Raw genomic sequence first — 13,046 nt, 5'->3', positions numbered from 1 at the left:
TTTGGCCTTCGGCATAAGCCCAGCAGGAATTCGGCAGGATATTGCCTCGAGCAGGCAGTTTTCCTGCTTGTTGCACCTTGCCCGAACACTGTTCAGTAGAGAGGTGAGTAGAGCTGTCAGTAATTCGGGTAGTCCAGGCCTTGGCTTGTTCAGGGCCACGGGGATCTATGTAGGCGCCATTCTGGGGTCGGGTGTGCTGGTTCTGCCAGCTATCGCCGCCCAGGTTGCGGGGCCGGCGTCGTTATTGGCGTGGGCGTTGCTGCTGGTGTTCTGCACACCCGTGGCGTTCAGCTTCGCGGAAATGTCCAGGCAACAGCCCGACGCCGGTGGGATCGCCACATTCGTGACCCGCGCTTTCGGGCAGCGGGCCTCAGTTGTGGCCGGCTACCTCTTCTACTTCGCCATCCCGTTCGGGGCGCCCGCCACCGCGGTGATCGGCGGGGAATACATCGCGCATGCCATGGGCGGCGGGCGGGAGACGGCCCTGATCGCGGCCGGGTTCATCCTGGCGGCAGGTTTCCTGAGCAACGCGGTGGGGATCCGGGTCTCCAGCAAACTGCAACTCTTCCTCATGGTCTTGCTCGTGGCGTTGCTCGCGCTCGCCGTCGCCGTGGCTGCGCCCTACGCCAAGGCAGAGAACTTCGTTCCCTTCGCCCCGAACGGCTACTGGGCCGTGGGTGGCGCAGCGAGCTTGCTGTTCTTCTGCTTCGCCGGGTGGGAAGCCGTGACGCATCTGGCCGGCGAATTCCGCAACCCCGAGCGCGACCTCAAGCGGGCCACCTGGCTGACGCTCGTCGTCGTGGGTGTTGTCTACATCGGTTTGGTGGCAGCCTGTGTCGCCGTCCTCGGTCCAGGCCTCGCTGGCAGCAGCGTGCCGGTGGCCGAACTGCTGGCGAAAGGACTGGGACCAGCGGCGGCTCCCGTAACGGCTGTGGCCGCAGCCGTGTTGACGTTCGGACCGCTGAATACGTTCGTCGCCGGGGCCAGCAAGCTGGGCGCCAGGTTGGCGTCCGACGGCGTGCTGCCGCGGCCTTTGGCGCGTGGCGTGGCTGCCGGCGAGGTGCCCTCTGTGAGCCTCGGCGTGCTGGCTGTTATGACGTCGCTTTCCTTTGCCATGGCCGCTGTGGGGCTCCTCAGCATGGAGTTCCAGATCGGCGCCGCGTCGGCGTGCTTCACGGCGGTCACCGCGTTCGGGCTGGCGGCAGGCGTGCTCCTGTTGCCCCATGGAACCGCAGCCTGGTACGGCGTGATCGTGGCCGCCGTCGTGATGCTCGTGGTCCTGCTGTTCAGCGGCTGGGCGTTGCTGGTGCCCGCAGTGCTGGGTGCTGCGGCATTGTTGGTAGGGCGCTTGTATTTGAAACCCCCGGTGCCACAATTGAGCCATGGCCGCAGCGTGGTCAATTCGTGAGGGGTTCCGCAGCGGGCCTGACCCTGATGCCCTGCGCCGCCCCTTCTTCATTGCGGCCGTTGTTGTCTTTGCCCTGGTAGTCCTGGCCGAGGTGGGGATGTCGCTCCTGTTGGGGCAGACCGCCGTCGATCCCGTCTCGGCAAACGACGCCAACAACCTGGGCGTTCCGCTGGATGTCTTCCTCAAGACGCAGCGGGCCGATGCCGAACCGCCAGGCGCGGGCATTGGATTCCTCGCATTCCTGGATGGCTTGCTGCTGTTCACCGTGGTGATGCTCGGGCTCAGCCTGATCATCGATCTTCGAACATATGGCCGGATCCAGGGGCTCACGACGTTCATCGTGACGCTGCTTTGGGTTATCGCGGCGTTCCTCACCGCAATGTTGGCTTTGGCGAAGCTGTTCCTGATGATCGGGTTGTTCGTGGCTACCCCGTTTGGAACCATTGCCTACCTTGCCCTGTGGGGGAGCTTTCCTACCGGGCAGGCAGCGGCGATTCTGGGACTATTGCTGGTCCTGAAAATCGTGTTCGCAGTGTTGCTGATTCTCAGCCAGCCAAAGTTCCTCAAAGTCACGGGACTCGTGGTGCTGCTGGTGGTGTCCGTGCTGCTTCAGATGATCCTGGGGCTGATCCACGGGTTCCTGCCCGGTCCGCTGGTGTCCATTGGAGATCAGTTCTGGGCGCTGATCACTGTGGTGGTGGCGCTGGTGTGGGCATTGATCATGCTGATTGCCTCGATTCCGGCCATCATCAACGCCCTGCGCGTGAGCGGTTCGGCGGGGGACTAGCCTTGCCGCCAGTCCGGTGATTTCGCGGGAATCCTGCCACTTCGAGTCAACTCACAGCGAAACCCGCGTCAGCTTGTCCGGATTCGAGATCTGCCGCAACCCGCGGATGGTGCCGTCAGGGCCGCCGTCGAGCACCAGGACGTCGGCGCGGCCCGAGTGCCGGAGTACCAGCGCTGGTTCACCGTTCACAGCGATGAGCTCGGCGGTGACGGGCTGTACGGGATCGAAAACCACTGCTTTGCCGAGGATGCCCGCGAAGAACCGCCCGATCCGCTCTGCCCCGAACACCGGGTTCATTGCGCTCTTGACCTTGCCGCCGCCGTCGGCCCATAGCACTGCATCCTGGTCGAGCATCGCCACTACCGTGTCAATGTCACCCTGCTCGATGGCGCGTACCAGCTTCTCTAAGGCTGCGCGATCCTTGGTCCTGGGAGCGGGAGCGTCCGGGTCGATGTCCAAGCGGCGCTCGGCCCTGGAGATCATTTGGCGGACGGCAGTGGGAGTCTTTTCCAGGATGTCCGCGATTTCCGGCGCGGACATCCCAAAAGCGCGGTGGAGCACCAGAGCAGCCCTCGCCTCCGGCGCCAGCTGCTCGGCCAGGTGAAGCAAGGTCAAGGACAGGAGCTCGCGGTTGGCCACGGTTTCCTCCGGAAGCCTGGAAGTGTCCACCGGCTCCGGCAACCAAGGCCCGGTGTAGTCCTCGCGCGCAGCAGCGAGTTGGCGGACCCGGTCAACCGAGCGCCGCACGCACACTGTGGTCAACCACGCGGGCCAGGATTCCACGCGGTGGCCATCGGCCTTGCGTTCCTGCCGAACGGCGTCGATGGCAACCTCGGAGACGACGTCCTCCGCATGGCCGAAATCTCCCAACATCCGGTAGGCGATTCCCAGCAAACGATTCCGTTCGCTCTGCCACGCGGCCGTGGCCGATACCGCAAGACTCATGCCCTCCACGCTACCCCTCAGACGATCGGGTTCTTCTCGTCTACCGGTGGCTCCATTTGCGTGCTCACGGCAATCCTGTTCCACACATTGATCGTGGAGATGGCCAGGATCAAACCGCCCATCTGGCTGTCGTCGAAATGGGTGGCGGCCGCATTCCAGATCTCGTCGGTGACGGTATCCGGACCGAGCTGCGTGACGGCGTCGGTCAAGGCCAGCACCGCCTGCTCGCGGGCATCGAAGAACACCTTCGAATGCTGCCACGCCGCCACGGCATGCAACTTGCGGGCAGGAATCCCGCGCTTCCGACCGTCAGTGGAATGCATGTCCACGCAGAAACCGCAGCCATTAAGGATGGAGGCGCGGAGCTTGATGAGTTCGTACAAGTCGGGATCAACCGACTTCCGGGCGTAGCCCTCCAGCCCGATGACAGCGGCGTAGCCGAGTTTGTTGCTGTGGCCGATATTGATGCGGGTCATGCTGTTTCCCTTCCGTGGTGGTGCTTTACATCAGGGATGTCGTAAGGGACGGCGGAAGTGTGACAGGGGCGGCTAATTGTTAGAGTCGGTCGATGCGCGCAGTAGTTTTTGATGAGGTCCGGACCCAGCCCGACGTTCGGGAGGTCACCAAACCCGAGGCTCCCGCTCGAGGTGTGGTGGTGAAGGTTTTGGCCACCGGCATGTGCCGCAGCGACTGGCACGCCTGGGCCGGCCACGATGACATAGCGGTGCCCCACGTTCCAGGCCACGAGCTCGCCGGTGTCATCGACTCCGTCGGGGAAGACGTCCAGCGCTGGAAGGTCGGCGACCGCGTCACCGTCCCCTTCGTTTGCGGGTGCGGTAAGTGCGAATGGTGCCTTGATGGTGACGCGCAGGTGTGCCCCGACCAGGAGCAGCCCGGCTTCACCCACTGGGGATCGTTCGCCGAGTACGTGGCCCTGCACGCTGCCGACAGCAACCTGGTTGCCATACCGGAAAGCGTTGAATTTACGACGGCGGCAAGCCTCGGCTGCCGCTTCGCCACGGCATATCGTGCCCTGGCAGCCCGTGCCCAGGTGAAGGCCGGCGAATGGGTGACAGTTGTGGGCGCGGGAGGCGTGGGCCTCAGCGCTGTGATGATTGCCAAGGCCATGGGAGCCAAGGTCATTGCCGTGGATCGGAACCCGGAGGCCTTGGCCATGGCTGCACGTTTGGGTGCAGACCACACCGTGCTTGCTGACGGTGCGGATATCCCCGCCGCGGTCAACGTCCTCTCCGACGGAGGCAGCCACGTGGCGGTAGACGCCGTCGGAAGTGAACAAACCTGCGCAGACGCAATCCTCAGCCTTCGCAGGCGGGGCCGGCACGTCCAGATCGGCCTGTTGCCCTCCATTGACGGCAATCCGCAGGTGCCGATGGCCCGCGTGATCGGCTGGGAACTGGATGTCCTGGGCAGCCACGGCATGGCCGCGGTGGACTATCCCGGAATGATGGCCCTCATTGAACAGGGTGCGCTCCGGCCGCAGCTGCTGATCGAACGCACTATTGGGCTGGAAGAAGCAGCGCTCCTATTGCCCGGCTTCGATAAGGCCAGCCCCGCAGGCATGACGATGGTGGACCCGGCGCGCTAACTGCCCGGCACCCCAACTGGGTCGCATTTGTGCGCGTTTTGAGGCGTCAAAACGCGCACAAATGCGACGTACTTGGGTTAATCTGCCGGGCGGTTCCGGTACGCGGCGAGGAAGTGCTCGATCCTGCGCACGGCTTCCTCGATGTCCTCCACGGTCGGCAGGATCACGAAGCGGAAGTGGTCCGGGGTGGGCCAGTTGAAGGCCGTTCCGTGCGAGACGAGGATCTTCTGTTCCTGCAGGAGTTGAAGGACGAACTTCTCGTCGCTCTCGATCGGGTAGATCTCCGGGTCCAGCCGGGGGAACAGGTACATTGCGCCCGCGGCGCGGACGCACGAAACGCCCGGGATCGCGGTCAACAACTTCCACGCCAGGTCCCGTTGCTCACGCAGGCGGCCGCCGGGACGAATGAGTGCCTCGATGCTTTGGTATCCGCCCAGGCAGGTTTGGATGGCGTGCTGGGCGGGAACGTTGGAGCACAACCTTAGCGAGGCCAGCAGTTCCAGGGATTCGCGATAGGCAGCGGTTGCGGTCAATGGTCCCGTCACGGCAACCCAACCCGCACGATAGCCGGGCATGCGGTAGGCCTTGGAAAGTCCGCTGAACGTCAGAACCGGGATGTCGTCCGCTACCGCTGCGGTATGAATGTGCGGGGCGTCGACGTAGCGGATCTTCTCGTAGATCTCATCGGAAAACAGGACGAGATCATGCTTCCTTGCTAACGCCGCGAATTGCTCAAGGATGTGCCTGGGGTACACGGCCCCTGTGGGATTGTTCGGGTTGATGATCACGATGCCCCGTGTGCGCGGAGTGATCTTCGATTCGACGTCGGCCATGTCCGGCCACCAGTTCTCGTCCTCATCGCAGAGGTAGTGCACGGCTTTGCCTCCCGTGAGTGTCACGGCCGCGGTCCAGAGCGGGTAGTCGGGCGCCGGGATGAGGATCTCGTCGCCGTTTTCCATGAACGCCTGCAGGGTCATGGAGATGAGTTCGCTGACGCCGTTGCCGATGAAGACATCCTCGACGCCGATCGTCATCAGTCCGCGCGTCTGGTAGTACTGCGAGATCGCGGTCCGGGCGGAGAAGATGCCCTTGGAATCGCTGTAGCCCTGGGCCCCGCGGATGTGGTGGATCATGTCCACCACTACGGACTCCGGCGCTTCCAACCCGAACGGTGCCGTGTCCCCAAGGTTCATCTTGAGGATGCGGTGTCCCTCGGCTTCCATGGCCTTGGCGGCCTGGAGGATGGGACCACGGAGTTCGTAGCGGACATTCTGGAGTTTGCTGGAGTGCTGCATCGGACGCATGGTTGATCTTTTCATGTCAGCTCCCCGGCAAGGCAAACCCGTCCCGAAATAGTCACGGGTTCAGCCTCACCTCGCAAAGTTGGGGGTTGCTGAGACAAATGTTTACGGGATCAAGGATGATGCTGGACCTCAACTCAGTCCGCACCAAAACGAGTGCGTTGACGTTGACTTTAGTGCCGACGTCGGGATTGACGCCCACCACTATGCAGCGCGTCAGGGAGAGGGGAGGCGAGCTTTGGCAGGCGGAACCCTGGGTGAAGTCCAATTGCAGTTGTGCTGCCTGGAAGGCGTTGCGGGCTGTTTCGATCCGTGATCCCAGGACACTGGGCACGGTGGCCTTCACAGGCACCGCAATTTCCAGGTTGACCGTGCTGCCGCGGCCCACTTTCTCGCCGCCGGCGGGACTCTGGTTGACCACCGTACCTTCGGGCGAGGCGCTTTCGACCTCGCTCGTGGCTGCTTTGAAGCCGGCGTCCGTCACGATCTTGACCGCCTCAGCTTGCGGCTTGGCTTTTACGTCCGGAACGTTGGCGTCCTTGAACATGAAGTACAGGATCACGCCGATAACGGCCAGCAGCACCACACCCCCGATGATCACCCACAACCAGGGGAATCCCGGCGTCGGCTTCGGCTTCTCAGCTGCCGGAACCGTCAAGGTGACCACATGCGCCTGGTCCGCGTAGTCCTCGGGTGCGTCGTCGGCGGAGTAGGCGATCAGCTTCACCGGGTAGCTCCCCTCGGATGCCCCCGCGGTGTCGAAATTGACCACGTATTGTTCGGTGGCCCCCGCGGCGATGGTCCGCAACGGGTTGGGGATCGTGGTGTACGTTTTCGACGGCGGATTGGTCACCTGCCCGGGGAAGGCGCCGAGCACCACACGCTCGGAAGTGGTGGAGCCGTTGGTGACGGACGCTGTCAGCGACCCCTTCCCATCCTTAAGGACGACATCCGGGGAGCTCAACGTCATGGTGATGGCAGTCATGGCACAACAACTCCTGGGATCGCGGTTTGTAGTTTCGGCACACAGCAGCTCATCTCAGCCTCCGGGCTTCTGGATCAGCAACACACAAGTCCCCAGGGGACAGTCGATTCCCAGCTGTCCGCCGGAGGTCCCGAAGGTCAGGTCCACGGTTTTCCCTGGGCCTGAATTCTGCTCAGCGCGCGTGCCCTGCACCAACAGCGAGACGGTGACCGCCTGCTGCGGGGCGAGTCTCGCCCGCTTGGTGGGAGGTCCGAAATAGAACAGGCCTCCACCGAATTCCTTCACATCGAACACGCACGCACCCGTTACCACCAGCTGCGTATCGGACGCCGAACACGAACCGCCTTGGGCAGACAGGTCTGCCGAGGTGAGTTGCGCGCCCGCGGCTGCGTCGGAGAATCCGCCCTGCCAGTCCCGTGCGGCATCGTTGTTTCCGCCACCGCAGCTGACGCCGAACACCAGCACCAACAACGCGATAACTCCACAAGCGACCACCACAAGAATCGGCGTGCGGTTCTCCTTATTCATGCGTCGTCACCGTTCATCCCCCGCACCTGAACCTCATCCGTCACGTGCGCGGGCTTCATGCCTTTGACGATTCTGCGGATCAACTCCAGCTGCCCACCCGCTTCCGCAGGCACCAGCACCCTGATATGGAAGGCGCCGGGCACGGATTCGACGTCGAACCCGGGCACCCCGGTGGCCAGGTGCAGGAAGCGGGTGAGCCCGTCCACAGTGCCGCGGCGGGCAGAGAGCTGCGCCGCAGCTGCAATGAGGTCCCGTTGCCGCGATATGGGAATTGCGCTGGCCACCGGAATGCTCCCGGATCCAGCGCCGGCCGCCGGACCGGGCAGCGTCAGCCAGTCCAGATCCACCCAGCGCGAGAGAAAAGGAATCAACGACGACGGCGCGCGGCCGGGATCGGGAACGGTATGGATGCGGTCCAGAACCTGCCGGACGGGCTCATGCATGTCCTCGGCCACGGCAAGCAGGGCCTGCAGGGGAGAGCTGGTATCGGCGGCCACCTGGAAAACTTCCGGCAGGACCTTCAGCAGCTTGGACCCGGATGGCCGCACGGGCTCAGCCATTGCCATGGACCACCTCGATCCTGTGGTCACCCGAGCAGAACAGCCAGGTGTCGGGCAACGTCACGACGTCGTCCGCCACGCGCCGTGTGCAGCTCTCCCATTTCACGGCGTTGTCAGTGCTGCGGTACACGCCTTTGGGACCGGCGGCGAGGACCAAGGGTTTGCCGTCAAGGATTGCCCCGGACACGGATTTGACCGGCTCGAAGCGGGTGCGGTCCCTCAACGGCAGATTGCAGTTGACGTCCGGCACGCTCCACTGCGCCGACGCCTGGCCCAATTGCAGTCGCAACACCCCGCCGCTCTGGGTAGCGGCATAGGCAGCGTCGCCCATCACGTGGACACCCCAGCAACTTCCCCCCGTCCAGCCAGTGCTGAACTGCTCCCACGAATCCATGAACGAATCATCGAAATCGGTACGGCCCAGCTCATCGATCTTCAGCCGCAGGCATCCCGTCCCGGTCCCTTCCGGCACTGCGCGGCCGAGCCACACATAGCTCGCACCGCCGTCGTACTGGATGGTCATGCAGCGGATGTCCTCGCCGGCGGCCTTGACCTGCTTGAAGCTGTCTGCGATACCGGCGTCGGGGGAGAGCCAGACGCCTTCCGAGGCCTCCGCAGCCACCACAACTCCTGTCCGCCCGCGGACGTCCACCAAGGCGTCCACTGCGTAAAAGCCACGATCCGGCTGGGACGTATCCACCACGTTCTGCACGGGGATTGCCCCTTGGCTCATGGAAAGTTCGTACAGTCCGCGTTCGCCGGCAAGCAATAGCAGCGGCTCGCCTTGGCGGTCCACCCAACACAAATCGGCGACGACGAACCCCAGCTCGGCTGCTTTGCGCCAGGATTCGCCGAGGTCCTCGCTGATGTAAATACGGGAACCAGTGCCGGTCACTGTGCTTACGGCCACCATGCCCGGATGCCGCTCCGGACCCACCCGGCCAGGTGCGGGGGAACGGAACGGGGCGATGGCGCGTACGGTTTCTTCCGCCTGGTCGCCGTCGTCGCCAAAATCCGCACAAGCTTCCCAGCCGTCGGCGGCGTTGGTAGTGCGGAACAGGGTGCCGCCTTGGGCTACGAACCACGTCTTGTCCTGGCCTTCAGCCTGGACCAAGGACACGGCATCACTGTCCGGAACTTTGTCCACTTCCAGCCTGACCCGGTCCACATACTGAACGCCAGGCTCGGCCTCCTCCATGGCGCGGTACAGATTGGAGACACGCAGTGGCTTCCCAAAGCCGGATCCGTAACTGGACGAATCCGGGCTCAGCGGACTGATCCCCTCAGACAGACGGCCCACGATCCTGGATTTCACGGCCTCGGCGTCCTCATCGGGACGAACAACGATCCTCGCATCCACCAGCACCTGTTTGTAGAGGCCCCAGCGCACTACAGGCTCGGCGCCAACCGTGGACCGCCTGCGGAGATATTGTTCCACTTCAATCCGCACTTCGTCGCGTGCATGTGACGCAAGGTCCGCTGCGCGTAATGGTTGGGCCGCCCCCGCCCTGCCGCCGGGAACGAATGGCACCAACACAATTTCTACTTCGCCGGGCCTGGCAAACGCCCACAAATCCTTCCGAGTGAACGCCCTCGCGCGGCCCACCCCGCCGTGGCGACGTGCCAGGACCTCGTAGTCCCTGACGGTGACTGCGCGGTCGCGGGCCTGAAAATCCTGGGGCGCGCGCCTCAGGGCGTTCTCCAAGGACTCGCCATCGCGGCCCCCGGTGGCTGGTTCAGGATTAGTGACCTTGGCACCTGGAACAGGGGAACGCAACACCGTGAGCTGACCCGCTCCCACGTTGCCGTCCGAACCGCCACCGCTGCGGTACCAGGCGCGAACCTCGGCGCCCGGCCCTGGTACCAACGGCCCCTGCCCGGATTCCGTCCGCCCCCTGGACTCGTCGTCCCACCACGCGAACATCGCGACGCCGGCACTTCGATCAATCCGCACCGGCATCTCACCCGGCCTTGCGTCAGCAAACGCCTCCACTTCCTTGCAATACCGGAACGGCTTTCCGTCCACCAGGACAGCCTCGCCACTGCTCAGCCGCGTCCCCGCTGGAACTTCGACGGCGACCGCCAGCCCAGCGCCCGAGACGATCGGTGCGTTCGGGATCACGAAGCTCTGGCCCGGCCTGCCGGTCCCGATACCAATCGGTACGGCGTCATACATGGTGACGTCGGCTGCGGGGACCAGCACGCTGGTCTTGCCAGGCGCCAGAGTGGCCGCCGCCGTCGTCGTAAATACCGGCTGGGGTGAACCCGGAACCCCTGGCGGGCAGCTGACCTGCGTGCCCCTGGGGATGCGGATTTCCTGATCGGTGCTTGTGGAACGGCTGAATTCCAGCATCGTTTCGGCAGTGCTCGGCGGGTACAGGGACGTGCCGAGGAGATTCAAGTAGACGGCGTAGAGCTTGTCCGGCACGCGGTTGAGCCGGTACATGAGCGTGTCCGTGAGGTAGGCGAAGGCCTCGACGATGGTGATGCCGGGATCGTGGACGGAGAGGTCCGTCCATTCAGGGGCGATTTGCTGGATGCGTTCCCGGGCACCGGCCACGAGGTCCGCGAAGCTGCGGTCATCCAGATTGGGCACTGGAAGACTCATGCTGCACCGCCGGATTCCACGGGCAGGGCGATGGCGATCTCGTCCTCAAGCTGGGTGGTGCGGACACGGTATTTCAGCCGTACCTCGAGGACTTCAGGATCCTCCGGCGAGCGTGACGCATCCAGGGAAAGGACCGTGATGCGCCGCTCCCACTGCTCCACGGCCCGGGCTACGTAGTGGATAGCCAGGCCTGCCGTGGTGTCGTCGGCCGGAGCAAACGCCAAGCGGAACAAGTGGCAGCCGTACGTCGGGCGGTTAACGCGCTCGCCGGGCCTGGTGCTTAGCAGCAGGAGGAGGGCTTGGCGGATGGAGGCTGCATCCGTCACAGTCGCCAGCCTGCCTGACGGGGTGATGCGCAGGCCCGGGACCCCTGCCGCGGCGTCGAAGTCCGGATGGATGAAAGCAATCGAAGTGTAGCGTGGGGCGCTCATGCCAGTGCCTCTCTCATGAACCCGACCCCACGAACGTTTGGCCGGGCCGGCGCACGTTGTATTTAACTGCGCCCGGAGGTGTGCCGTCGGTGAAGCCCTCCACAGTGTCCAGGCAGATGGCTTTGCCCCCGATCCTGATGAAGGTTGAGTAGCCCTTGGTGACCGGCAGGGTTTTATTGCACGGTTTGATGTTGATGCCAATATGCGGGCACATGCTGATATCCCGGCCTTGGGGATCCGTCGCCACCAGGATGGGCGACTTCTTGATGCGGACCCACTCCTGCGACGGTACGTTCTCCACTTTGCCGTCGTGCCCACAGCGCAGGATGGCCTCCTTGACCAGGATCCTCATGGCTTAGGCCTCCTCAAAGTCGACTGATTTCGCGCGAATTCTCATGGCTTTACCCGGAGCTTCCAGCACCAGGTCCGTGGCAGCGGTGATTCGAAGCTTGTCCGGCCCCAGCTCCACCGACGAGCCATGTCCGTCCGTGAAACTCACGGTGCGCGCACCGCCGTCGAGCACTATTTGTTGGCCGTCCGCACTGCGGAACGTATAACGGCTCTCCCGTGGTGTGCTGACGTTGTTGTCGGGCGTTTGTTCGCTGCCGTACAGGCCGCCGAGGATGATGGCCTGGGCCGGATCCGTGGCCGGAAGAAGCACCAGGACGTGGTCGCCCGGAGCTGGCGGGGTGACAATTCCCTTCCCGGAACCGGCGGCCGCAGTAAGAACAGGAGCCCACGCGGTCTGGAGATCCGGGTAGGCCGGCAGTTGCACACGGGCACGCCCCCGGGCTTCGGGATCGTCCACGTCAGTGATGATCCCGAGCGTAAAGACGTCCGGTCGTCGTTCAGGGACCGGGCTGGGCGGGCGGGTGGTGAGGGTAGTTTCGTAGCCCGTGCCGTCCAAACGGTGTGAGGCGCTCGCGATCAGGTACGTTCCCTCGATGGATGGCGCCACCCCCTTGATCCTGACGCGCCCACCCGCCCTGAGCCGCGGATTGCCCTCGGCCACGAACACTGCCGTGACCTGGCCGGCCATCCTGACGTCCAGCTCGGACTGCGCCAATCCGTCCGCCTCCTGGGTGGATTCCAGTACCTCGTTGTCCCGCCGGAGTTCGCCGCCCGCGCCCACACTGGCCAACGTCGGGTCAGCTGTGACGCGGGCCTTCGCGTCGCTGCTGCTCGTTTCGGCCTTGTGGACTGTGGCGTCCTCCGCACGCCAGCCGTTGATCATTGCGGAGGCGTACGCGGGTTCCTGGCTGACCTCGATCTCTGCCGAATGAAGCGACTCCCCGAGGGTGAGCTCCAAGGGTTCGCCTTCGCCGTCGAGTCCTGTGAGCCTCAGGGCGCCGTCGTGGACCACAGGGTAGGCGCCCACCCGGGCACTTTGTTCCACCAGGAGGCTCAGGTCCGTGCGGGCGCACTGGTACACCTGCCCAAGTTTCGCCCCGCCTCCCACTACGTCCAGTCCCGTGCCCTCGCAAAGTTTCCGTGCCAGGCCTGCGAGATCCACGTCCTCGTGCAGCCTGGTGAATTGGCGCTTCCTCAGACGATGGAGGGCATCGTAGGCACGGATGCGGATTTCTTGTCCGAGGTTGGCCTCGTAGCTGTACTCCACCACGGTCACCTCACCCACGAAGAGCGGAGTCCGATGGCCGCCGAGCTCAACCCTCAGGGCATCACCGGGGGCCGGATCCACGCCACCCCTGGCCGCAGCAGTCCTCCCCGGGCCCGGTCGCCAACTGATGAGGCACTGGGCTGGCCTCGCCAGAGAACCCAGCACCTGGACCGAAACGATGGCAGCTGTTTCTGCGGTTGTCAGTCGCCGTCTACCCAGGCTGACGATGAGTTCGGGAAGGCCCTGGACCTGCCTCATAATGCTTCACG

Annotated in this window: 13 protein-coding genes; 3 read left to right on the top strand and 10 right to left on the bottom strand. The window is 64.2% G+C overall.

From position 1 onward, the window contains the following. Nucleotides 1-103: 103 nt before the first annotated feature. The gene (locus J2Y41_RS11610) at nucleotides 104-1,408 is read left to right on the top strand and encodes an amino acid permease (RefSeq protein WP_309928552.1); all 1,305 of its coding nucleotides are present in this window, start codon (nucleotides 104-106) and stop codon (nucleotides 1,406-1,408) included. Beyond that, complete coding sequence (locus J2Y41_RS11605) at nucleotides 1,383-2,195, top strand: hypothetical protein (RefSeq protein WP_309928550.1); 813 nt, start codon at nucleotides 1,383-1,385, stop codon at nucleotides 2,193-2,195. Before J2Y41_RS11610 ends, J2Y41_RS11605 begins: the two co-directional genes overlap by 26 nt. A gap of 51 nt (nucleotides 2,196-2,246) precedes the next feature. On the opposite strand, the gene J2Y41_RS11600 is transcribed toward J2Y41_RS11605, so the two are convergent. After that, nucleotides 2,247-3,140 (bottom strand): sigma-70 family RNA polymerase sigma factor, encoded by an 894-nt coding sequence (locus J2Y41_RS11600; RefSeq protein WP_309928549.1) that lies wholly within the window; start codon nucleotides 3,138-3,140, stop codon nucleotides 2,247-2,249. A 17-nt stretch (nucleotides 3,141-3,157) separates the two neighbouring features. After that, nucleotides 3,158-3,616 (bottom strand): carboxymuconolactone decarboxylase family protein, encoded by a 459-nt coding sequence (locus tag J2Y41_RS11595; RefSeq protein WP_224089223.1) that lies wholly within the window; start codon nucleotides 3,614-3,616, stop codon nucleotides 3,158-3,160. A gap of 92 nt (nucleotides 3,617-3,708) precedes the next feature. On the opposite strand from J2Y41_RS11595, the gene J2Y41_RS11590 reads away from it, so the two are divergent. Continuing rightward, nucleotides 3,709-4,746: a zinc-dependent alcohol dehydrogenase family protein gene (locus tag J2Y41_RS11590; protein ID WP_309928548.1), complete on the top strand. Its 1,038-nt coding sequence runs from the start codon at nucleotides 3,709-3,711 to the stop codon at nucleotides 4,744-4,746. Nucleotides 4,747-4,823: 77 nt separating this feature from the next. On the opposite strand, the gene J2Y41_RS11585 is transcribed toward J2Y41_RS11590, so the two are convergent. Genes J2Y41_RS11585 through J2Y41_RS11550 form a run of 8 tightly spaced genes read right to left on the bottom strand, consistent with a single transcriptional unit; the run spans nucleotide 4,824 to nucleotide 13,035 of the window. Further along, complete coding sequence (locus J2Y41_RS11585) at nucleotides 4,824-6,050, bottom strand: pyridoxal phosphate-dependent aminotransferase (RefSeq protein WP_309928668.1); 1,227 nt, start codon at nucleotides 6,048-6,050, stop codon at nucleotides 4,824-4,826. 52 nt (nucleotides 6,051-6,102) lie between these two features. Beyond that, a complete protein-coding gene (locus tag J2Y41_RS11580; protein ID WP_309928547.1) occupies nucleotides 6,103-7,032 on the bottom strand; it encodes a PASTA domain-containing protein in 930 nt (309 codons plus the stop codon). A 54-nt stretch (nucleotides 7,033-7,086) separates the two neighbouring features. Further along, the gene (locus J2Y41_RS11575; protein WP_309928545.1) at nucleotides 7,087-7,560 is read right to left on the bottom strand and encodes a hypothetical protein; all 474 of its coding nucleotides are present in this window, start codon (nucleotides 7,558-7,560) and stop codon (nucleotides 7,087-7,089) included. Next, nucleotides 7,557-8,120, bottom strand: coding sequence for a phage tail protein (locus J2Y41_RS11570; RefSeq protein ID WP_309928544.1), 564 nt, complete (start codon nucleotides 8,118-8,120; stop codon nucleotides 7,557-7,559). Before J2Y41_RS11570 ends, J2Y41_RS11575 begins: the two co-directional genes overlap by 4 nt. Next, complete coding sequence (locus J2Y41_RS11565; protein WP_309928543.1) at nucleotides 8,113-10,716, bottom strand: baseplate J/gp47 family protein; 2,604 nt, start codon at nucleotides 10,714-10,716, stop codon at nucleotides 8,113-8,115. The genes J2Y41_RS11570 and J2Y41_RS11565 overlap by 8 nt, the downstream gene beginning before the upstream one ends. A gap of 8 nt (nucleotides 10,717-10,724) precedes the next feature. Next, a complete protein-coding gene (locus J2Y41_RS11560) occupies nucleotides 10,725-11,159 on the bottom strand; it encodes a GPW/gp25 family protein (RefSeq protein ID WP_224089213.1) in 435 nt (144 codons plus the stop codon). A 13-nt stretch (nucleotides 11,160-11,172) separates the two neighbouring features. After that, nucleotides 11,173-11,511, bottom strand: coding sequence for a hypothetical protein (locus tag J2Y41_RS11555; protein ID WP_309928541.1), 339 nt, complete (start codon nucleotides 11,509-11,511; stop codon nucleotides 11,173-11,175). 3 nt (nucleotides 11,512-11,514) lie between these two features. Further along, nucleotides 11,515-13,035 carry a phage baseplate assembly protein V gene (locus tag J2Y41_RS11550; RefSeq protein ID WP_309928540.1) on the bottom strand — a complete coding sequence of 507 codons (1,521 nt, stop codon included), beginning with the start codon at nucleotides 13,033-13,035 and terminating at the stop codon, nucleotides 11,515-11,517. Nucleotides 13,036-13,046 lie beyond the last annotated feature (11 nt).

Source organism: Arthrobacter sp. 1088 (genome assembly GCF_031455315.1).
GTDB lineage: Bacteria > Actinomycetota > Actinomycetes > Actinomycetales > Micrococcaceae > Arthrobacter.
The sequence above is the reverse complement of the archived record's forward strand: the minus strand, read 5'-3'. Positions and strand labels throughout refer to the sequence as shown.

Excerpts from the sequence above, each read along its gene's own strand:
- J2Y41_RS11575 (WP_309928545.1), bottom strand. The coding sequence starts at position 7,560 with ATGAATAAGGAGAACCGCACGCCGATTCTTGTGGTGGTCGCTTGTGGA.
- J2Y41_RS11600 (WP_309928549.1), bottom strand. The coding sequence starts at position 3,140 with ATGAGTCTTGCGGTATCGGCCACGGCCGCGTGGCAGAGCGAACGGAAT.
- J2Y41_RS11550 (WP_309928540.1), bottom strand. The coding sequence starts at position 13,035 with ATGAGGCAGGTCCAGGGCCTTCCCGAACTCATCGTCAGCCTGGGTAGA.
- J2Y41_RS11570 (WP_309928544.1), bottom strand. The coding sequence starts at position 8,120 with ATGGCTGAGCCCGTGCGGCCATCCGGGTCCAAGCTGCTGAAGGTCCTG.
- J2Y41_RS11560 (WP_224089213.1), bottom strand. The coding sequence starts at position 11,159 with ATGAGCGCCCCACGCTACACTTCGATTGCTTTCATCCATCCGGACTTC.
- J2Y41_RS11605 (WP_309928550.1), top strand. The coding sequence starts at position 1,383 with ATGGCCGCAGCGTGGTCAATTCGTGAGGGGTTCCGCAGCGGGCCTGAC.
- J2Y41_RS11580 (WP_309928547.1), bottom strand. The coding sequence starts at position 7,032 with ATGACTGCCATCACCATGACGTTGAGCTCCCCGGATGTCGTCCTTAAG.
- J2Y41_RS11585 (WP_309928668.1), bottom strand. The coding sequence starts at position 6,050 with ATGCGTCCGATGCAGCACTCCAGCAAACTCCAGAATGTCCGCTACGAA.
- J2Y41_RS11595 (WP_224089223.1), bottom strand. The coding sequence starts at position 3,616 with ATGACCCGCATCAATATCGGCCACAGCAACAAACTCGGCTACGCCGCT.
- J2Y41_RS11555 (WP_309928541.1), bottom strand. The coding sequence starts at position 11,511 with ATGAGGATCCTGGTCAAGGAGGCCATCCTGCGCTGTGGGCACGACGGC.
- J2Y41_RS11590 (WP_309928548.1), top strand. The coding sequence starts at position 3,709 with ATGCGCGCAGTAGTTTTTGATGAGGTCCGGACCCAGCCCGACGTTCGG.